General features: G+C 30.7%; 15 protein-coding genes and 2 pseudogenes. 7 read left to right on the top strand and 10 right to left on the bottom strand.

Annotation, left to right across the window (positions count from 1 at the left end; translation table 11 throughout):
- The 7 genes and pseudogenes from ebh to HMPREF2881_RS03950 all read right to left on the bottom strand — a co-directional run.
- A partial coding sequence (ebh, locus tag HMPREF2881_RS03975) for a hyperosmolarity resistance protein Ebh (protein WP_070653660.1) occupies positions 1-8,077 on the bottom strand: 8,077 nt, incomplete at its 3' end.
- A gap of 408 nt (positions 8,078-8,485) precedes the next feature.
- A complete protein-coding gene (locus HMPREF2881_RS03970; RefSeq protein ID WP_002448456.1) occupies positions 8,486-8,887 on the bottom strand; it encodes a GNAT family N-acetyltransferase in 402 nt (133 codons plus the stop codon).
- Between the two features lie 88 nt (positions 8,888-8,975).
- Positions 8,976-9,392 (bottom strand): DUF2871 domain-containing protein, encoded by a 417-nt coding sequence (locus HMPREF2881_RS03965; RefSeq protein ID WP_002454922.1) that lies wholly within the window; start codon positions 9,390-9,392, stop codon positions 8,976-8,978.
- A 129-nt stretch (positions 9,393-9,521) separates the two neighbouring features.
- Entirely contained in the window at positions 9,522-10,133 is a 612-nt protein-coding gene (locus tag HMPREF2881_RS03960; RefSeq protein ID WP_002488717.1) for a YcnI family protein, read from the bottom strand.
- A gap of 16 nt (positions 10,134-10,149) precedes the next feature.
- Positions 10,150-11,397, bottom strand: coding sequence for a copper resistance CopC/CopD family protein (locus HMPREF2881_RS03955; RefSeq protein ID WP_002488811.1), 1,248 nt, complete (start codon positions 11,395-11,397; stop codon positions 10,150-10,152).
- Between the two features lie 154 nt (positions 11,398-11,551).
- Positions 11,552-11,710 (bottom strand): annotated as a pseudogene (locus HMPREF2881_RS12020) (MATE family efflux transporter); the annotation flags it as partial.
- A gap of 109 nt (positions 11,711-11,819) precedes the next feature.
- Positions 11,820-12,164 (bottom strand): annotated as a pseudogene (locus HMPREF2881_RS03950) (YhgE/Pip domain-containing protein); the annotation flags it as partial.
- A gap of 168 nt (positions 12,165-12,332) precedes the next feature.
- Between HMPREF2881_RS03950 and HMPREF2881_RS03945 the strand changes: the two are divergent.
- Positions 12,333-12,956, top strand: a complete 624-nt coding sequence (locus HMPREF2881_RS03945; RefSeq protein ID WP_002488716.1) for a TetR/AcrR family transcriptional regulator — start codon at positions 12,333-12,335, stop codon at positions 12,954-12,956.
- A gap of 24 nt (positions 12,957-12,980) precedes the next feature.
- Positions 12,981-13,922, top strand: coding sequence for a magnesium transporter CorA family protein (locus HMPREF2881_RS03940; RefSeq protein WP_002454917.1), 942 nt, complete (start codon positions 12,981-12,983; stop codon positions 13,920-13,922).
- A gap of 41 nt (positions 13,923-13,963) precedes the next feature.
- On the opposite strand, the gene HMPREF2881_RS03935 is transcribed toward HMPREF2881_RS03940, so the two are convergent.
- The gene (locus HMPREF2881_RS03935) at positions 13,964-15,406 is read right to left on the bottom strand and encodes a sucrose-specific PTS transporter subunit IIBC (protein WP_002488727.1); all 1,443 of its coding nucleotides are present in this window, start codon (positions 15,404-15,406) and stop codon (positions 13,964-13,966) included.
- A 1,057-nt stretch (positions 15,407-16,463) separates the two neighbouring features.
- Here HMPREF2881_RS03935 and rsp point away from each other — a divergent pair.
- From rsp to HMPREF2881_RS03920, 3 genes are all read left to right on the top strand, one after another.
- Positions 16,464-18,569 (top strand): AraC family transcriptional regulator Rsp, encoded by a 2,106-nt coding sequence (rsp, locus tag HMPREF2881_RS03930; RefSeq protein WP_070653659.1) that lies wholly within the window; start codon positions 16,464-16,466, stop codon positions 18,567-18,569.
- A 44-nt stretch (positions 18,570-18,613) separates the two neighbouring features.
- Complete coding sequence (locus tag HMPREF2881_RS03925; protein WP_002488735.1) at positions 18,614-19,036, top strand: pyridoxamine 5'-phosphate oxidase family protein; 423 nt, start codon at positions 18,614-18,616, stop codon at positions 19,034-19,036.
- A 175-nt stretch (positions 19,037-19,211) separates the two neighbouring features.
- Positions 19,212-19,565, top strand: a complete 354-nt coding sequence (locus HMPREF2881_RS03920; protein ID WP_002488761.1) for a DUF4889 domain-containing protein — start codon at positions 19,212-19,214, stop codon at positions 19,563-19,565.
- A gap of 127 nt (positions 19,566-19,692) precedes the next feature.
- On the opposite strand, the gene HMPREF2881_RS03915 is transcribed toward HMPREF2881_RS03920, so the two are convergent.
- Together HMPREF2881_RS03915 and HMPREF2881_RS03910 are read right to left on the bottom strand one after the other, a co-directional pair.
- The gene (locus HMPREF2881_RS03915) at positions 19,693-20,970 is read right to left on the bottom strand and encodes a cation:dicarboxylate symporter family transporter (protein ID WP_037556151.1); all 1,278 of its coding nucleotides are present in this window, start codon (positions 20,968-20,970) and stop codon (positions 19,693-19,695) included.
- A 365-nt stretch (positions 20,971-21,335) separates the two neighbouring features.
- On the bottom strand, positions 21,336-21,695 hold the full coding sequence (locus HMPREF2881_RS03910) for a DUF3139 domain-containing protein (protein ID WP_002448406.1): 360 nt from the start codon (positions 21,693-21,695) through the stop codon (positions 21,336-21,338).
- A gap of 281 nt (positions 21,696-21,976) precedes the next feature.
- On the opposite strand from HMPREF2881_RS03910, the gene HMPREF2881_RS03905 reads away from it, so the two are divergent.
- Positions 21,977-22,420 (top strand): MarR family winged helix-turn-helix transcriptional regulator, encoded by a 444-nt coding sequence (locus HMPREF2881_RS03905; protein ID WP_002448339.1) that lies wholly within the window; start codon positions 21,977-21,979, stop codon positions 22,418-22,420.
- Between the two features lie 233 nt (positions 22,421-22,653).
- Positions 22,654-23,070, top strand: coding sequence for an Hsp20 family protein (locus HMPREF2881_RS03900; protein ID WP_002488807.1), 417 nt, complete (start codon positions 22,654-22,656; stop codon positions 23,068-23,070).
- The last annotated feature ends 189 nt before the right edge of the window (positions 23,071-23,259 follow it).

Genomic DNA, 23,259 nt, shown 5'->3' with positions numbered 1-23,259 from the left:
CTTTTTCATCCCTGATTTCTTCAGCTGTCGCATCTCCATTGTTAATCACGCCTTGGGCTTCTGAACTAATTCGCTCTGCTTCTGCTTTTTTCGCTCTATAATTATCTGATGTTACTTGTGTCATTCCTGGCGTTGGATCTTGTTCTGCCGTTGCTTCATCAAGTTGACGTTTTGCTTCAACTAAAGCACTATTATCTGCTTTATTTTGTAGTAATGAAATTGCATGTTGAATTTTCAATGAGACATCATTAATATTATTTGTCACATTTGCAACATCAGTATTTGTTGCTCTATCATTTGATAACACTTCATTAGCTCTTCTTCGAACTGCTTCAATTTCATCATGTAAATGCTGCATTTCATTATTATATGCACTCACACTTGATGGTGTTTTACCATTAGTGTCTCCTTGTGCGTCAAGTTTAGGTAAAGTATTTCTAATACTCGATTTATCTGCATGGGTTCTAATTGGTACATTTACAATTTCTATACTTCCATCTCTATAAGTAATACGTGTTGGTACTGCTTGCGTTGTATCACTCTGTAAATTTGTAGGTAAACTTACTCCTTCGTTTACATTAGCATGATCTTTATTATCTACACTAATTGCATTATTAAGTTCCTCATTACTAACTCTTTCCCCAGGTTCTTTGACTATCTCATGAATGATAACATCATGATGATCAGGTCCCACAACTCCAACAGTATTATGGCTAAAATTATCATCATTTCCAGCAATAGATTCTGTATTAATCAGTACATGTGGTTTTAAAGAATTAGCTTTAAATGTCACTTTACCTGTTATAGAATCAAATATCACATAATCTGGCTGATTATTCATCGACCATCGATTTTGATTATTTTTAGTTACAATTAATTCTCTAGATTGTTCTGCACTATTACCCATTTTTTCAACATAGCTAATTTTAACTTTATCTGTAGGATTTTTTGTTGTTGATGTATTAGCATTGTTTGGAATAACTTCGAACTCACCATTTTGTTTAAATGCAAATGTTGTGTTAGATGGTGTTGCTGGCTTAACTTTATAAGTTGCACTTGTAGCAGCTTCACTTGTCAATTCTCCATTACCTGTCGTTGATTCGGTGTTAATCAATGTATCATTTGGAACTGACATTTTGTCATAAATAATTTCATTACCATCTGGAGAAACTGATAAACCAGGTGTGTTTATAGAATCACTCGCTTTTGCCCATTTGCCTGTATTATTTTTGACAAATGTACCAATAACTTGATTTCCTTTTTTAACAGTAATTCTATCTGGATTTACAATTATATTTCCAGCATTAACGCCTAAGTTTTTACCTACCCCTGGTGAAATGACTACATCACCAACATCATTTTGTGTAACAGTTGCTGGATTTGGAACTGCATTTGTCACTTTAAATATTGCTGGATCAGAAGTAAAGAATACGTGGTTTTGGTTATCTAATACTTCAAATCTCGCTTCTTTTTTAAAAGCTTGATTTGGATGTGCTAAATTTGACCATTGGTCGCTATGAGAAGCTGTGGTGTTTTGAGTCCAAACAAAATGGAAACCATCTGTAGGTAAACCATTCGCATTTTCTAATGCTACATAATTATTAATATTTCCATTTCCTTCAAAACTTGTTCCTACAATCGTACTATACTCTGATTTTTTAAATTTATATTTATATTCATATACTTTTACTGGGACATTATATACGTGATTAATACCGTTATACCTTACTTCAGCAGTTAAGCTTTGAACGCCAGCAATATTATTACTTGGAGCATTATTATTTTTCCAAGTCACTGTAGCCCCATTCATATAATTATTTTCAAATGTCACATAATTTGTTGCGTCATCGCCATAAGTTAACGCGTGACCGACCACATCACGTTGTGGTGCTTTAGCAGTGGCTGGTGCATAAATGGTTACTGGAATAGAAACTGTTCTCGTTTCTCCATTACTCAATGTGACAATGGCGCGTTTAGTTGTAGTACCAATTGTGTTTTTCCATTGATTAGCATTCTGTTCCCATTCTACTCGTATGATATCTGAATTAGAGTTAATGTAAGTTCTAGGATTATTTAAATCAATGTTGTCCCCTTTAACAAATTTTAATCCGCCGTCTACCGCTTCAAGTTGTTTTGTTACAGGTGAAGATGCACTTAAATCTGATTCTATTGATTCTGAACGTGTTGAGTTCACAACAGAACCACTATTATTTTGTTCAGTAATCGTTACATGATCAACCGTGATAATTGATTTAGCTTTAATATTACCAAGTGGTAATACTCCTGGAATTGTAATAGACACTGAACCATCACGATTTCTAGTCATAGTTGTATTACTCATTTCTCTACCATCTTCAGTATATAGTTTAACCTGTGCATTATTTGGAACATTATTTACTTTAATAGATTGTCCAAATAAATCAGCTTTATATTTTGTACTTAAAGTGTCGATTGAAGGCGTAGTTGGTTTCACTTTAAACAATACATTAACTGGGTCTACTTGACCGTTAGGATATATCACGTTAATTGTTTCTGTAAAAATACCTGGACTATTTGATAAAGGTTGTCCAGAACCAGGTGCCCAATCGAAGTTCGTACCCGATGGTAAATAATTTGCAATACCTTCTACAAACGATCCTACATTAGATGACAAACCTTCATTTGAAGATAAGAAATTACCATTTATTGTTGTTTGATATACTCTTTTTGGTTTCGCTTTAACTGCTCTATAGTGTGCTTCTTTTTCAATGGGTGTTGTTTCACCATCAAATAAGATGTTTGCTCTTAAAATTTGTGGGACACCTACTGTTGTAGAGTTAATATCTGGTCCATTACCAATCCAAGTCACAGTAGCATCTGTCAAAGGTTGATCATTGTTTATAACGAAGAAGTCATTATTATTTGTTCCTTTACCACTTGGGAATGGCTGACCTTGTACTGTAAATAATTCTATTCCTCTGATATTAGGAATGACATGTTTTACTGGTACAGTAATGGATGTTCTTGAATTATCTGCATAAGTGATAGTCACTTCAACATTTGCATTATTACCTGAACGATGAACATTACTAATTTCCCTACTTCTTATTTCATTACTGCCATCTGTAACGTAATTTCTATTGGTAATTGATTTCGAAATATCTAAACTGTTAAAAATAGCTTGTCTATCTGTCTCAGATAAACTTGCATTGTTACTAATATTTGCTATACGTATTGGATGTGACTCATCAGCAGTTGTCATGACACTATATTTATCTTTTAATGGTTTGATTAATACATTAAATACAGCCGTTGTTTCGTTATCACTACCATCTGTTACTTTAACCTTTACTTGTTTAGACATTGGAGTAGATACATTAGGGGCAACACCACTTAATGTTGAATGGTTTAATACATTCATAGGTATTTGACTGTCATTAGGTACAGTAACATTTTTAATACCAAAGTTATCAGTTAATGTAAGTGTATTTCTGAAAGTTTCTCCTGAAAATACAACATGATCATTATAATCATCTAATACAATATTTGGCGTTACTTTATCAGTTGGTACAAATACGATATTAATCACATTGTCTGTTGATGACATTGATTGTCCAAGGCGTTCAATATAGCTTTTTGCACCATAAGGCGTTAAATACAATTGTTGTTTATCTATCGCACCCATAATTCCATTATCAGTACCATTTTGTTTAAGTATTTTATCTAAATGAAAACCAGCAGCACCATTCATGGCTGGAATATCACCACTGATCACTGTCGAATTGCTACTTGTATGTCTGTAGTCACTGCGTGCAACGGCAGAGTTGCTATATCCAGTATTGCTGTCAACGATGTCTAATACTTGAATAGGTTGACCATCATATGTAAATGGATGTTCTTCATCCGAATATATACTATTCCCTTTAGAATATCCTACAGGTTTAAATCCACGAGCTGAGCCTGATTCTGTTAACATTTTTTCTTGACCTTCTATATGGTTTCTTAACCCTGCATGTTTAGGCGTTGCTCTTAAAAGTGATAATACGTCATTGCCTGTTATTCTTCTTCCAGTCGTTGCATCATATCGATAAATTATTGTTTTACCATCTGGAGACCACTCAAATCCACCATCTGTGCCTCTTCCATTAAGTTTTTGACTTGTCCAAGTCACAGTATAATCATTACGTAAATTTATCCATTTTAAGAAATCCATATGATCAAATGTTGAAATGAATTGTTTTGTTAATTCACCTTTAGTAATCGTTACTCTTACACGACTTGGATGATTACTTAAAGGTTCATCGTTTTCAATTCTGATATCACTATCATTTAAATTTAATTGCGGATTAGCATCTTTAAAGGCATTTCTAACTTGTGTAATTTCATCATTACTTAAATTTTTAGTTGTTGAACGATAAACACGTTGATTTTCTGCTAATGTATTGACATCAACTACGTTAACTTTAATTGTCAAACGTTCTGAACTATGGTTGTAAGCATTTAATGCATCTACGTTATAAGTATAAATACCAGCATTTAGACGACTTATTGCTTGAGGTGATGGTATTGAACTACCATTAATAGTTGTAAACGCATTATTAGGAATATCTTGTCCATTACTTAATAAGAAATATTTTCTTAAATCAGGTCCAATTGTATACTCTTGACCTTTAGCAATTGTGATAAATGCTTCTTTTGTATTTGAACTACCTGGTTCAGTATATATTGATTTACGTTGAGGTCTATATGTAATCACTTGAGCCGGATCAATTATACGAGTCGAACCATCTTTAAAAGTCAAGACTACTCTACCATCATTATCAACCATGTACGGATTAAATGTACTTAAAAATGATGCCAAACTACTATTTTTAGCTTTAAGCGAGTTAATGATATCATTTCTTTCACTTTGCGAAATACTATTAGGATTAACCACTGTTTTCAATTCTTGCTGACTAAACAACTGAACTGGTTTATCATCAGATAACTTTCCAATATGAAGATGATATGGGCTTACATTGGTAGTATTGCCTGCTCTATCATGAGCAACGGGTTGAACAAGTATGTCACTATTCCACGTTACATCATTCGAAATTGTTCCTGTAATCACTAAAGTACCTGCGTCTCCAGAAGCATCTCTATTGAATACCGCTTGTAAACCACTATTTCCAGTGATAGATGCATCTTCCACACCTGAGCCATATGCATTATCAGAAACAGGAATTGAAATATTAACGTTATCTCCACGATAGTATTTATCTTGAAGACCTCTTACGTTGCTAAATGTTGGCGGTGTAGTATCTAATCCTACATTAATCGAATTACTAAAGTTGGATTGTACTGAATCTTCATAGTATGTAATTGCTCTAATAACCCCATTATTAGGTAAAGGATTAGTATAATCACTTTCTTCAAATGTCACCGTGCCATCTAAGTTTGCCATCTTTTCCGCGAGTACAGTATAGCCTGAAGGTGCTGTGCCAGGACCTGCACCGTCTATACCACCTGAAACTAAACGTACTTTTGCTCTCTCATCTTGTGGCACATGTGTCACTGTAATAGTTGGTTTCTTACCTCCTTTTTGTCCTAATTGCGCTGCAAGTGTTGAAATAACTGGTGGATTGGGTTTGGCAATGACTTCAAAAATTTTAGTTTCATTACCGATTCTCGCTGTCATCACATGGCGTCCTGGCGGTAATTGACCAACTAATACTTTATTTTTCTCAAGTTCTGTATTGGGTCTATCTACTGCATCTTCAATTTGTAGAGATGGTGGATATCCAGAGATTTCCCATACATTTGCAGACTCGTTACTTTTAAATTGAATTCGAATATTTTGATGATAATCCTTATTATTACCATTAGTCACTGTATTAAGCATTTGACCTTCTTGTTGTAAAAAGACAGCATGATGTGCAGCTTGTGATTCAGGTGAATTTTCTTTATTATCGGTTGCATTATCTGAATAGAATCCAATGGATTGTTCTAACTTTGGTTTGACGAATAAATTTACTTTTTTGATTGTTTCACCATTATGATATGCATCACTTACATTAAACCCAACAAAAATTTCAATTGGTCTTCCCGTTCTCGCAGCCTCTTTTAATTTTTCTTCAGAAAACATTTCATGAATTTCATAAGAGTTAAGCGGATTTACACCAAAATTACCTCTATAACGATCAGTAGGTACTCTAGGAAATAAACCCATTACATGATCACTAGGGTTACTTAGATAACTTGAAACATCTTCAGCATATTCGTGTGTAGCGAAATCGCCATCTAAGTAATGTTTTTTCATTATTCTACGCTCTGGCACATCATAAGCTGATTCAACATGGTCAATATGCAGTACGCGATCTATAACATCTACAATTTTAGTTTTACGATCATTATACTGTTCTAGCGGCTCTAAATATAATTGGTTATAGTTGTTGATTTCATTAAATTCAATCCCTCTACCACCTGCTGCATAATATAATCTATCTTGTGAGCTACCAGACGTTTTAAATTGAATGGTATAACTATCTGTTCCTCTAGCTTGAAATGCATAGATATGATCAATACCTTGATTATGATCTACTTGCCCAGTTAAATAACGATAAATATCGTCTCCAGCTACTTTAATTTTATTTGGAACACCTTCTCTTTCAAAGAATGTAAATGGTTGATTTTCATTACCACGTGCAAAATCCCCTAAATTATAAATATGATTAACTGAATCGTTATAGAACTCACTTCTATTCAAAGGATTTCCTTGTCTGAAATTATATGCACTAGAAGTAATACCACCAGCAGAATCCCACATTCTTGATAATGCTTGATCTCTACCGTCTCCAGTACCAGATGATGATGTTTCATGACCATTTACATCTGTGGTAGTAAAACGTACTGGTCCCGTTGGCGTTTGACCTTTAGGTAAACCAAACCAAAATACCATGCCATTACGTTTAATATGATACTTATTAAAATTAATCGTCCATAAATATCCATCATTTTGTCTAATTGATGAAATTTCTGCAATACCTCTAACACTAGATGGACTCATATTTCGATAATGAGAACGTGTAGCGTAATATGGTGCACTTTTATTCGTTGCATGTAAAAACGTTCCTGACCAATAACCGGAACCATCATTTTCATTTTCTACATACCATTCTTTTTTAGCATTATTATACAAATCTGAATTCTTTTTTACTTTTGAGCCAGGTTTTGGTCTAGAGTTATGAACTACTGGTGGTGTATAAGTGTTAGCAGTATTGCTAGGGGGTCTCGTCCCACCTTGTCCACGTACAGGACGTCTACTTGATCTTACGGAACGTGCTTCTCTATTTGCTCTTGTACTAATAGTTCTTACTTGTCGTTGTGGCAGTGATTCAATTAATGCATTAGCTTGCTCTAGTTCCTTATACAATTCATTAATTAATATTTGATTTGAATTATTATTTTCACTAAAGAAATGATTCACTTTATTGAACGTCGCTTTAATTTGAGCAACTTTTGTAGTGTCAGCTTGTTCTCTATCAATTTTTCGATATTCCTCGTAAGAATGGTCATACGCTACTTGAAGTTTATCACCATCAATTGTTGTTGAAGTCGAAGATACTAGGGTATCATCTGATGCTTCTCTATCTTCGTAACGAGTACGGTTGTCACGAGGACTATGTCCTTCATTCACTTCGCCTAGACTATTATCATCTAATTTATTTTTTTGAGGTTGAACTTCATTGTTTTCTTTTAAATCTGTTGTTGTGTGAGATGTATCTTTGTTTTCGTTTTGAGATGAAAATGATGTTAAATCATTTGTTAATGTATCAGTAGTCTGAACTTTATTTAAAGTTTCATTGTTTCCTTTTTGACTCTCAGATACAGGTGAAGCTTTAGGTTCTGTGTTAGATTGAACTTGCTTGTTACTTGTCTCATTTGAAGTTTGTTCTTGGTCTCTAGCTTTTGCTTGAATCACTTGTCCATCTTTTTGTAGTTGTTCACTGGCGTGTGCTTGAGGTGAACCTAAGAAAATTAATGTCGCAATAACAGTTGAAAAAGCACCGACTGTATATTTGCGGATACTAAACTTCTGTAATTTTTCTCGATAATTCACAGTGATTATTCACTCCTATTCTTGATGTTTATTCTTAGCTGTATAGGTGTAAATGATGAAACATTTTTATTTAAAAACTATATTATAACTCAATGTTTCACAATCATTTACTATATTGTACTGAACAATAGGTGTATTTGTTCATTTATATATTATCATCATTCATTTTATATGTGTATATTATTTTATGAATATTTTATTAAATAATATATTTAACTTATATACTAGATGCACTTCAAATAATTGTTTCAGAATTTATTTAGCTTATTAAAAATTAAAAATTCACTTATATTTTTTAATCTAGAAGCCATCACCTAAAGATTTTTATTTAGAATATCTACGTAAAGCGTAATCTAGACATAAAATAACAAACTTAAAAGAAATTTAATTTAATCTCATCTCTTTTCTTTAATATTTTTTAAACATTCCACCAGATTTTGGTTCGGTAGATTGAAATCCAAACTTCTTATATAATTGATCAGCTGGATAATCTGCAATCAGACTGACATATGTCCCTTTTTCTGCATGATTTTCAATAAATGACATCACTTGTTTTAAGATTTCTTTCCCAAAACCTTGTCCTTGATAATATGGATGGACAGCAATATCTATAATCTGAAATGCAGTTCCTCCATCTCCAATCACTCTACCCATCCCAATCAATGTTGATTCTTCATAAATAGTAATATTAAAGCATGCATGGGGTAATCCTTTTTTTGCTGCTGTTTCTGATTTAGGACTCATACCTGCTTTTGCTCTTAATTCACAATAATCTTTAACATTTGGTGGATGATTTGAATAATGAATCATTAAAACGTCCTCCTCTTTTAGTCTCTTTATTCTTAATTATAAAAAAAGACACAATAGGTTTGAATCTATTGTGTCTCAAATTATTATTTTAATCTCTCGGTTCTTTTAAAATGGCTTGTCTTAGTAAAAAGAAAAGTAATAATAAGCCAGCAAGCATTCCTGTATGACCGATACCTGCAAATCCAGCAAATGCTTCTGGTGAAAAACTTTTTCCAGTGACTTGGTAAGTGCCTTTTGTTAGCATCATTCCTACAGTAATAATGACACCAACATTGTATACAATGAAGAACCAATTAAATAAATAAAAACTACTTAACTTAAATACTTTTTCAAGCGGAAGTAAAAGTAAAAACATAAACATACCTAATATTAATGTATGTGTGTGAACAAGCGCTAGTTGCGTATCGCCCGTAAAATCATGTGCTTTCGTTAACTCTCTGTAGTAAAATCCACTTACAAGTCCAATAATCATATAGACTAAAAAAGCATATAATAATCTGCGCATAAAAAATCCTCCCTTACTTCAATTATTATAATCGATTATCTTCGTCTTTAAAGTGACAAAATTTTGTAATCAAATCATGTTATGAAAAATGACCTCTAGCAAGCACTAGAAGTCACTTTATTATATGTCTTATTTATTTCTTGCATGTTTAAATAATGCAACTAAAGATAAAATAATGGCAACAAGTGAAATAATCCACAATGCGATAGAACCACCTGAAGATGATTGACTTCTTTCATCTTTTTTAGCGTTGTCTTCTTTAACAGTTACAGCATTTGCATTTTTTTCCACTTCCAATGTTGGAGCAGGATGTTCACTATTCGCTTTACCCGTCCATTTTACCTTATCTTTATTATCGTATGTCTGCACAGCTTTAAATGAATATGTGCCTTCTTCTTTAGGACTTTCTACAAGAAGTGGGAATTCGATAAATTCATTAGGACCAATGCCTTTATCTTTCGCTTTCCAGGTAATTTTTGTGATATTACCTTTTTTGTCTTTATCTAAACTATATTTATACCCTTCTACGGGTTGAATATTTGACACTTGTACTTCTTTTGGAATATCTAATTCGACTTTTTCAGTATGATCTTTTTGTTCAACAGGTACTCGAACATCCACTTTTTCATAAGATCCAGGTTCAACTGCTTTTGGATTTATCGTTACATGTGCATCAGCATATTTAAATAAACCTAGTGAAAAGAAGAACACTAAACCTGAAGCTAATAATTTTTTAAACATATTTTACAATCTCCTTTTATGGAATATTAATTTGACTCATAATAACACCAACAAGTATTAAAATGATACCAATAGAAACTTCTACGATTAAAGAGACTTTATTAATTCTATAACGTTTGTTTAAGGCGCGCGTTGTTTGCATAAAGCCTAAAGCCATCATCATTAATGTTCCTACGATTTTAATTATTAATAATATTGTCCACGTTTGCATATTAGACCATATTGATAAAATTTTAGTTTCATCAATCGACATTAATATACCAGTAATAATGATAACTGCAACAGCAGCTCCATTCACTTTAAATAAGATTTCTCGCAATAAATCAACTGCATCTCGTTTTTTAGTAAATACTGAAGAAAACAAATAAATTAATGCGCCTAGCCATAAACTGATACCAGCTAAGTGTAATGTTCTAAGTATAATTGACCAAACAGGTGCACTTTGAGACCAAGCATGTCCTGACATACTTAAAGCTAAAATCATAATTATCGAAATAGCCCAATACCATGTTCGTTCCATATTTCTTAATACAAATAATCCACTTAAAATAATTAAAGCAACAGCGCTCAGTATATATGGGAATTGAATTAAGACACTTGGATTAAATGTTAAAACTGAATCCAAAATATCAGATGATAGAGTCATCAGATAAAGTACAAGTGACATAATATATGCCATCATCATGATCAATGATACAGCGACATGTCTAGGGAAAATATCAAATGTTGATAAATTATTTCTACGTGCAATACCGTTTAACCAATATAAACCAACTAAAATAATTGTTGCGCCTTCAGCGATATATCTAAACACACCAAACCAAAATGCAGGCGTTTCATATGCAACAGGAGTAGTATCTACACCATTGGCTGTTTTTTTACCAACTGAAAATTCAAATTGATCACTAATTTCATGACCATCAGCAGATACAGTATGCCATTTAATTTGTTGTGTACCTTCTTTTAATTGCTTGCCTGAGAAAGATAAAGTATCTGAATGTCCTATTGTACTCGGTTTAACATCAGCAACTTTCTTTCCTTTATCATTATATATCGTTATCCCTGAATATTCGGCATTTACTGGCTCATTAAATGTTAATTCGATTGTATCTGGTTGTTTTGATACGATACCGTTTTGTGCTGGGGTTATTTTTTCTAAAGTAGCGTGCGCAGAAGCTATTTTTGTCATACTCGGCACGAATAAAAATAGGAACATCATCAATAACGCTATAGCTACTTTAGAACTTCGCTTTAAAATGACCATTGACGTCCTCCTATAAAAAATACTCATTTAACAATAATAAAGTAATATAACTTATTTAACAATAATTATTATCATATGTCATCGTTTATATAAATTTAAAGCGGGCTAAATAAGAGATCTCCTCCCTTATAGCTCGCTTTAATATCAAATTATTTTATTCTTCTACTAACGCTTGTGTGTCCAAGGTTAACTCATTCCTTAAAACACATGCAATAAACATTGCTAATAGTGAACAAATTGTTTTAGCGATTAATAATGACCATACAGCCCCTGTTAAACCAAACAACGCATTTAATATAAATAGTATCAGAATAGTGTTTCATTTTATATGCTAACACACTAACTCAATATTAATAATTATATTCTATTTGTGCCTATCTTATTTAGTTAGATATCTAAATAATATAATACACCTTTTTTCAAATAATCAACTGCGTTTTACTCATTGCATTTTTTGAAAAATTTTTATTAAAAATAGCTGCGCCGTAATATTCATGATCATTAAGCCCTTTTTTAATATCTGATTCTTTATCTACTTTAATCCATTTAACAATATCAGAATCACTATCCATTAATTTATCTTCAATTGTTTTACCAATATTCACTTTATTACCTTGAATATCTATACCTTTGTCATTATTTACCACTGCAATCTGTATTTGTTTTGGTTTTGGATTGAATGCAGGATAAAACACTAAAGAGAATATCACTAATAATAAAATAGCTGCAATTGGTGCTAACCATAGTAATTTACTTTTAAAAAATATTCATTTTTACTTACCTCCCTATATTTATTGAACAATGTGTTGAATATTTAATACGTTGTAAATTATAATGAGGTTATCACTTCAATACAATAATCAATAATGATCATATCGTTAATTAATGAACATTATGCCTAATATTGTTAATTAATTATAAAGGATTGATGCAGAATGAAAGAAGATCGGAGAGTTCGTAAGACGAGGTCAGCAATTAAGTCTTCATTTATCGAATTATTAAATGAAAAGGAATTAGAAAAAATTACAATTCAAGATATTGCAGATCGTGCAGATATTAATAGAGGTACCTTTTATTTACATTATGAAGATAAATATTTATTATTATCAGATATGGAAGATGAATTTATTTCTCAAATGACATTCTTAAATCATCTTCATAATATTATGGGAAAAGATCCAGAAGATACTGCTAAAAATTTTATTAATATTATTTTAAAAAATATGCTTCAACATATTTCGGATAATATTACTTTTTATCAAACGATCTTACAATTAAATAGGAAGTCAAAACTTGAAGAAAAAATTTATTCCTTAATCGGGGAAAATATGCAAAAATATATTAGTACAAATCATGAGATTGAAGGTATACCAGAAAAATATTTTCATAGTTATGTTGCTGGTGCAACAATATCTACTGTTAAATTTTGGGTGAATGATCCCCACCGTCTTTCAGTTGAAGATTTAACCAATCATATTTTTAAAATTATTTATCATGGACCTTTAAGAATCATGGTTCAGCATCAATATAAAGCTTTAAATATTGACACAGCGAAATAAAGACTAAGAAAGGAACTATCGATTATGTTGACTGCATATAAACACTCAACTACTAATGAAATAGTTGAAACAAATATAAACCAATCTGCATCATGGATAAATGTTGTCGAACCTGATAGAGAAGAAATTGAGCAATTAATTGAACAGTACAATCTGCCAGAAGATTTTATTCGTGATCCTCTTGATGCAGATGAAAGTGCACGTATTGAATATGATGAAGATACTGGCTATTCTCTTATTATTGTCGACTTGCCTATTGTAAGTTCTACGAATCGTCATGTTCTCTCATTTGTTACCATTCCTCTAGGTATTGTGATTGGAAATGGTGTGATTTTTACAATTTGTGATGCTGAAAATGAATTTCTTGAAAATTATTCAAGACAAGATAACGTAAATTTAAAATTTCATAGTCGCTTTGCTTTAGATATTTTACTTACTATTTCAAATCACTATAACAGAAACTTGCGTCTTTTAAATAAATCAAGAATCCGTATTGAAAGAGATTTGAAAAATAGTATTACGAATAAACAACTTTACCGTTTAATGGAAGTAGAAAAAAGTTTGGTTTACTTTTTAGCAGCTTTAAAAGGGAATGATACGATTATTAAAAAATTATTCCGTTTACCTGCAATTAAACGTTTTGAAGAAGATGAGGATTTATTAGAAGACTTAGTCATTGAAAATAATCAAGCGATTGAAACAACTGAATTATACACAGGTATTTTAGAAAGTATCACGTCATCGTATTCTTCATTACTTTCAAATGAAATGAACAATATTATGAAGACATTAACGCTTTTTACGGTATTACTAACACTACCTACACTTGTCTTTAGTTTCTTTGGTATGAACGTTCCATTACCTATTGATGATAAGAGTTACGTTTCGTGGCTGGTTATTGTAGGAATCTCTTTGATATTAGTCACTATTGTAAGTATTTTCTTATGGCGTAAGCAAAAACTTTAATAAAAAAGTAACCCTTGCAATGTATCGCAAGGGTTACTTTTTTATTCTGCTGCAGCTTTGTAAGCTTTTCTTCGTGATAAAACTAAAGTGACAATCACTGCAATTATAAACGCAATAAACATACCTATGAAATAATGAAGCCAACCAGCATGAGCTGGGTTAATTGAAATAAATCCAGGTAATCCTGCAGTACCTAAAGCAATGGCTTTAACTTTGAAAAACGAAATGTAGGCTGAGCCTATAGCTGAACCTGTTATTGCACCAATAAATGGATATCTTAATTTTAAGTTAACTCCAAATAAAGCGGGTTCAGTAATACCTAAAAGAGCTGAGATACCAGCTGCTGAAGCCACACCTTTAAGTTTCTTATTATTTTTAATAATTAAGAAAGCAGCAAGCGCTGCCCCACCTTGTGCTACATTTGACATTGTAGCGATTGGGAAAATAAATGATCCACCTGTTTTTGCTTGATCTGCAATTAAAGTTGTTTCTACTGCAATAAAACTATGGTGCATACCAGTAATCACAATTGGAGCATAAAATAATCCAAAGATAAATCCACCAATTGCACCTCCAAATTCATATAACCATGTTAAACCATCTGATAACCAATAACCAAGCTGTCTAGTGATAGGTCCTACAAATAAGAAAGTTAAGAATGCTGTACTCAATATTGCAAGTAAAGGCGTTAATAAATTATCCAATACAGTAGGAATGATTTTACGTAATCCTTTTTCAATAGTTGCTAAGATATAGGCTGCCACAAGCATAGGTAACACTTGTCCTTGATATCCAACTTGATTAATATGTAATCCAAATAAATCCCAATGTGGAATAGCCTTACCCGCTTCAACTGCTTTAGGAAAATCATATGCACTCATTAATGAAGGATGTACTAAAATCATTCCTAACGCTGCACCTAAAAATGGATTGCCGCCGAATCGTTTCGATGCACTAAAGCCAATTAAAATAGGTAATAGTGTAAACGGTGCATTAGCAAAAACATTAATCATATCTGCTAATCCAGCGAATTGACTATGAACATCTATAAATGATTTATGATGATAGAATAAATCTGGCGCTGTAAGTAGATTATTAATACCCATTAATAATCCACCGGCAACGATGGCTGGTATAATTGGTACGAATATATCTGACAACATCTTAACAAAACGTTGTAAAGGATTCATATGCTTCGACGATTTGTCTTTTACATCAGCAGTTGTTGATGGCTCTTTTCCTGTTATTTTTTCTAACTCTGCAAATACTTTATTGACTGTTCCTGAGCCGATAATAATTTGATATTGTCCTCCTGTAGAAAAGGTTCCTTTAACTACATCCATTTCAGATAACTTTTTTTCATCTATAATACTTTCATCTTTTAATACAAGTCTTAATCTTGTGGCACAATGGGCCATAGCATCTAAGTTATCTTCTCCGCCTATCGCTTCTAATATATCTTCAGCCGATTTCTTATAGCTCATTCTACTAACCTCCTATATATGAAACTCATTTTAATATTCATTATATAATTGTAATCGGTTCCAAAAAACAAAGCAATATCTTATAAATATTTTATATAATTAATTTTAATTTATATTTTAATTTAATGAAAAGGTGAAAGTAAAATAAAATTCAATGTCTCACTTCTACAATTTAACCTCACTTTGTGTTGGATATTAGTTTCTTTATGAACATCTTTGTACTAGAGCGCCTCTACTAGAGTTTAAAACTTGATCTACTGTATTTTCAATTTAATTACTACTTGCTAATACATCAAAAAACCTGGGACAACGCATGTTGTCCCAGGTTTTTTTAATACTAATTCTGACATTCTTAACTTTGAATATGTTTCGTGATGTTTAATTAAGTAAAAGTATATTTAGATGTTATGATGTAAAATTGTTACACATTAAATAGAAATTTTTGGGGAGTTATAATGATTCTAAATATAATAGTTAGCTACTGTTAATACCTTTTATATTTGCATGCATCTTTTATTCTAAGTTGCTTACTCTACGGAGTGATGTCATTTTCTCTATTTAAAATACCGTAATCGTTCGTTTCATTAAACTATTGTATATCGGTTGCTAATGCTCTAAGATGTTGTGTCTTGATATACATTTAAATAGTGATTTTAAATATATGGGGCTCATATCAAATATATAAGTAAATTCATTCTTGATGCTATATATTCAAATGATGTTGTATCGTGATGTATGTACAGAATTAGTCATTTTTAATTTCAAGTGAATCATTGTTTAATAGCTTATATCTCTTCACTCAAAATCTATATTTATTATGCATTTAAATTCGTTTCATTGACCTACTAAAAATTTTCAATAGTCTCATGCGACATTCTAAAAAAAATAATAATATTGTGCATCTATAAAATTGTTAACGTTTTCACTTAAAAATAAACGAAATTTTTTTATTTTTAACTATTAATATCTCTTTTATTTTCATATATAATAACTCTTATTATTCAAACAGACCTAAATCCCCGCTTACAAATACTATACTAGATGAGGAGACTTATTTATGAGCAGTACTCTTTTTTTACATGAAAATATTACTTCTATGCCTAGGAGAAACATCAACCATGTGCTTATATTATTTTCTTTAACTAATGAATTAGAAATGACAATCAATGGAAAGTATCACCCATTATCAAATCATATTGCAATCATTAATCAAGGTGATTTATATCAAATTAATAAAGGAAGAAATCTGATTGAGCTCAAAATACCAATGGCTTACTTTTATCTTGAAGACTCTGCTTTTTTTAATTGCCACTTTGATGCACATCTCTTACAATCAAGTCATTTTATCAAATCAATCATTTTAAATAATATAGAACATATGTACAACACATCTCATCATGATGACAAAGTTATTCCAAAGATCATACAAACTTTTTATAAAGAAGCAGTTATTAGACATCCTCATATATATATTCCAAAGATTCCTGTTGAACAGCACATCTTAATTAATATACTTATATTCATTCATGATCACATCACTTCCAATATTTCTCTACAAGATATTGCAGCACATGTACTTATTTCTGAGTCATATTGTTCAAATTTATTTGTACGTATATTGAATATTAATTTTAAAGATTATTATACAAGTTTGAAAATTAATCATGCTATTAGATTACTCATTTGTACAAATGACTCTATTACAAGTATTTCTGAACAATCCGGTTTTAGTAGTCATACCAATTTTACTAATCAATTTAAAAATTATCTTAATTTAAGTCCAAAACAATTTCGTTCTCAACTGAATCATTCTGATCCTATATCTGCGATACGACTGAAGAGTGACATTGAACCTAAGCATTTTGAATTAATCTCTCAGTTTGAAACAACTGAACAATTATCAACCGAAACAACTATCATTGATCTTGAGCAATTAGAAGCCTTTCAACATACTCAATCTTCAAAGGCATTTATTCATTTTAAAAATATTAATGAATTATTCCAGTTTGTTTTTAATGATCATTATGATATCGATTTATCTTATTTACCTAAACCAGCCATTTTGATTAATGATATGAGTGATATGAATCAACATTCAATTAACGGAAACTTACTCAATCGCTGCTTCGAAAAATTATTTGAAAAAAATATCAGTTTAGCTGTCATTATCAAAAATAAATCTGAGTTCACTACTTTTTACGATTTAATTATGACGTTTCTAGAAAATAATCAAGATTATAAATGGAATAAAAAAAGTGTACGATTTATGCTCGTATTTGATACCAAGTCAATGACTATCCAAGATATTCATCTATCATATTTAAAACTTAGAAACAAAAATCGTTCGATTAAATATGGTGTTTTAGTGGAAGGATTATTACATCAGTACGAAAAGTTACAAGAAGTCTATGATACAATGAAGCGTCTTAATTTTGATTACTATTTTGTTGACATTGAAAATATTGATACGAAAAATATATTAATTGAATACCAACGCGGATTTACTCATGCAAATACTCATTTCGAAAACTACGTTCATTTTATAAAGAATTCTAATATACCTTCGACCCAATTTGTCTATAGTAGCTTATCATTACGTTGCTTTAAGTATACAAATGACGGTAGGCATCCACTTCAACTAGCAGATTTAGTTTGTCATTTAACGGCGCTATTAAAATATGGAGGTGGTATTTGCTATCACCTTTTTGAAGATAATCCGATGTTTATTGCATTATTTAATCGACATGGGAGTTTACTTCCAATTATGCATCTTTATCAATTTATTGCAGCATTTATCGATGTGCCTATCCATATTTCAAATAATTACTTAATGAGTCAAAAAGATGGAAATTATCATTTTATCTTATTTAATAAAATTAATGATCGCTATTTGTCTGACAGTAAACAGCATTATCAAATACTAAATAAATTAAACGAAAACAGCTTAATCATCGCAAATACATTAAATAAAGAACATGGGACGATCCATCAATTAATGTCTCAAGATAATTTACCTGTATACATTGAAAAAAGTATTATTCATCAGTTAGATAGATGCAATCAACCTAAAACAGAACTATTTATACAAGAAGAAACCAATCATCCATTTAACATAACGTTGCATCATGATGAAGTGAAATATATTTATATCAAATCTGTTTAAATTTAATTTTAAAAGGATATAAATACAATAAGGAGATGATTAGTTTGGACAAACAAAAAGTGACTCAAGCGATTGAGAAAGTTTTAAATACTTCTAAAATTGGCGTATTATCAACTGCATATAATAATAAACCGAATAGCAGATATATGGTGTTCTATAACGATGGTCTTAATTTATATACAAAAACAAGCAATGAAAGTTCTAAAGTAAAAGAAATTCAAAGTAATCCAGAAGCATATATTTTACTAGGATATAATGAAACAACAAATAATAGTTTTGTTGAAATAGAAGCAAGTATTGACATTGTAGAAGATCAGAAAGTCATTGATTGGTTGTGGGAAACACAAGACAAAACATTCTTCGATTCTAAAGAGGATTCTAATTTATGTGTGTTAAAAATAAATCCAAAAACGATTACTTTAATGAATGATGATGATATTGATACACCAATCACAATTGATCTTTAATTTGATTGTTAATAAGAGTAGATAGAATGTATCATGAATTCTATCTACTTTTTTTTGCTTATTTATAATGCTTCATTTATATTAGTTGAAGTACAATTGAATTTTTGTGAAACTTTTATTGCAATTTAATTCTATTTTTTGTATAAATAAATTAATATATTTAAGGAGAGTCTTAATGAAGAACAAAAAAGGTTTAGGGTTAGGAATTTTTTTAATTGCAATTATGTTAATTGTTAGCATTATTTTAGTCATTGTAATGCTAAATGGTCAGCAAAAAGAATCCTACTATGGCTATATGAAAGATAGTCACACTATTGATAAAATGGTAAATGAACAAACTGAAAAAGTAGAGAAAAATGTTAAATTACCTTCTAACACTAATGTAAAAGTAAAAAAAGGCGATTTTGTCTTTTTAGTAAAAGAAAAAGGTTCTGATTCATTTTCTAGAGTATCAAAAGTAAATCATGATGAAGTGCCACATGGTCTCATGATGAAAATTCATGAAATGCATGATATGAAAGGCATGTAACTTTTGATATATTAGGCAGTATAAAGAGCGAGATAACATTCATTTAAAATCAGTTATCTCGCTTTTTCTTTTTGAATAAAAAAGCATCGCTTATCCAAGCGACGCTAAAAATGTCAGATTTCTTTTTTTAAATTGATTCTAGATATTTCTTACCTTTTTCTTTATCATAAACATGTTCCCATTTAGAGATAACTACTGTAGATAATGCATTACCAATAACGTTCACACATGTACGAACCATGTCTAACAAACGATCTACACCGATAATTAACGCAAGACCTTGAGCTGGTAAGCCCATTGCCCCCAATGTTGTTAATAACACTACGATAGATACTCCTGGCACACCTGCCATACCTTTAGATGCAACCATTAATGTCACCATTAAAATGATTTGTTCAGATAATGATAAGTGAATACCATACATTTGAGCAACAAATAAAGCGGCGATAGATTGATATAAGGCTGATCCGTCTAAATTAAACGAATATCCAATTGGTATAACAAAAGACGTCACTTCTTTTGGTGAACCAAATTTCTCCATTTTATTCATCATTACTGGTAACACTGCTTCAGAACTTGAAGTAGAGAATGCAAGTAATAATTCATCTTTAAGTATTTTAATGATTGAGAAAATACTAATTCCACAAATTCTTGCTACAATACCCAAAACAACAATAATGAAGAAAATCATCGCAAACACAACTACTAAAACAAGTTTAGCTAATGGAATTAAAGCTGAAGCACCGAATGTCATAACAGTTGTACAAATAAATGCAAATACACCAATTGGTGCTAATTTTAAGATTTTATTAATCATCCAAAATACGGCTTCTAATGTACCGTTTAAGAAACCTTTAACTGGTTCAGCCTTTTCTCCAATTGCAGCTAATCCCAAACCAAAGAATACTGCGAAGAAAATAATTGGCAATAACTCACCCTTAGTTAAAGCTTCAAAAATATTAGTTGGTATAATATTTACGATTGTATCAATAAAGTGGTTACCGTATGTAGATTGTTCTGCGGCAGACGCAGTTGATTGATATTTAGTAATATCGCCTTTAGGTAACTTATCAGGATCTAATCCAATTCCTGGTTTAAAAACATTACCAATAATTAAACCTAAACCGATGGCGATGGTTGTAATAATTTCGAAATAAAGAATTGATTTCCATCCATAACTTCCTATTTTCTTCGAATCCCCTAAATTCGAAATAGATAAAGCAAGTGAACAGAATACAATTGGGATGATGATCATTTTGATTAAGTTTAAGAAAACGTCACCGAAAGGTTTAATATAATTTGCAACACCTGTTTGTCCAAATAATAATAAACCAATTACTACACCTAGCACTAATGCAATTAATACTTGCATAGGTAGGCTAACTTTTCTCTTGAACAGAGTCACGTTGAAACCCCCTTCTTCTGACATCGCTTAATTATATCAAATTATTCAAAATTCGGATATAACAAATTAAAAACTATTAAATAATATACATATTTAATTTGGCAAAAATAATTAATTAAAAACAGAAAAATGAGAATATTTTTAGAATATAGATGTTGGAATTCAATCACTATCTTTAACCTTCTCAATGTAAGAGCGGTTGATAAATGAATGACATTACTCTAAAACCTTTTTTAACTAACTCGTTTACCTTTACCATTTAACAAAAATTTCATTAAAAAAAACAATATCTATTTTTCCATAGACATTGTTTTTTTGAGTAGTAATCACCATTAATATCTCTAGTTCTACATATTAATTATATATCATGGCTTATAATTTTGGTTGAAATAGTTATGTTTTGCACTTTTAATGCTTTTCTTGGTTTCCGTATCAAAGCCTTCAACTAAAATACCTTTACGTGTACCAATTGGCTGAATGATATATGTTAAATTAGGCTCGTCTTTAAACACCACTTGTTTATAATAAACGCCTCTTTTAGCGCTATATAATGTCTTTTCTGATTTAATTTTATCTTTCAAATGTTTTTGTTCTATATAATTGTCTACAAGTTGCACATTTTTATGCCCTTGATACGCTTTCGTTCCAAAGAAGAACGCAATAGCTAATACAAGAGAAATAGCTAATATAATAATAATTCTAATAATCTTTTGCTTCTTACTCATCAGAGCACTCCTTCATCATATTACTCAATAAAATAGCTTCTTTTATCATTTAAATAATTATGAATGAAATAGTAACTTTTTTAAAGTGATACATCTTTTTTGTAACAAAATATACTAATAATTTAATTTAGAATTTGAAATAAATCAACAATCTAAAATTATATGTAGATTTATTTAAATTTATTTTTAAATTTATTAAAAAACTTATATATTACTCTAACAATAGTCTTGACAATAGCTATTGTTCATACTATCTTTAAGTAAGTTGAGGGGGAAAGAATATGTATGTAAAGGACAGTTATTTAAGTAAACAATTATGTTTTTTACTTTATGTGACTTCAAAAGAGGTAATTAAAAAATATACTCACTATCTAAAAGAGTATGATTTAACATACACAAGTTTTATGGTTCTTATGGCTATTGAAAACGACGAAAAAATAAACATTAAGTCCCTTGGTCAACGTGTCTTCTTAGATTCTGGAACTTTAACGCCTCTCTTAAAAAAATTAGAGAAAAAAGGTTACGTACAACGCATGCGAGAAAAAGAAGATGAACGTAATTTACAAATTTCATTAACTCAAAATGGTAGAGACATTAAACCAGTATTAGAGCAAATTTCTAATCAAGTGTTTAATGATTTTGATATTTCTGACGATGAAGCGGATGGCCTTGCTAGTAGCTTAAGACATATTATTTCAGAGAACTTCGGCTCTAATGCTGAATAGTTAATACACATGACAAAAGCTAAGTAATTATTGTTCATTCTTTCTTTTATTTTCTAACTAATACATAATATCGACGTCTTTTGTCATGTTTCTTTATTCCACATCTTTCACTTTTTAATTCTTCAAACTTTCAAATTGCTTTTACTTTACGTGTAGTATCTCTATTTATATAATGATATTGTAAAATTTCAATATATTTTATGACATATTACTCTGAAAAGGAGATTTCATATATGAATAATAGAGAATTTTTTGATCAAGCTATTTTTAAAAATAATCCAAGAGATGTATTTCGTGATCTAGGTGAACAAGTATTTAACCAATTTTCAACTAAAAGCTTCCCAACAAATGTTTACAGTCAAAAAAATCAATATGTTCTAGAAGCCGAATTACCTGGCGTAAAGAAACAAGACATTCATCTTAAATATGAACATGCTACTTTAACGATTAAAGTCATTAAACAAGTATCTGAGCAAACAGGTAGTGTTCAATTAAGTGAACGCTCAAGCGGAGAATTGGTAAGACGCTTTGAATTCGAAGATATTAATAAAAATCAAATCAAAGCAAGTTATGAAGATGGTGTTTTAGTGGTGATTTTACCTAAGAATGTCACTGAAGAAGACGAAGGTACTACAATTACAGTAGAATAAATAAAAGAAGTTGAGATATAACTTTCAGAAAAATAGCCAGTAAATGAATGATTAGACATTCATTTACTGGCTTATTTATAATTCTTCGTATTATTGTCTTACTCTCTTAGAGGGTAGTTTCAGCTTGTGCTATTATTTCAACCTCTCATCAAAGTACGTTGTATTCATCTTTCATTTTACATTAGATTA

The sequence above is a fragment of the Staphylococcus sp. HMSC057A08 genome (genome assembly GCF_001812925.1).
Classification (GTDB): domain Bacteria; phylum Bacillota; class Bacilli; order Staphylococcales; family Staphylococcaceae; genus Staphylococcus; species Staphylococcus hominis.
This window is presented reverse-complemented; position numbering and strand designations above follow the sequence as displayed.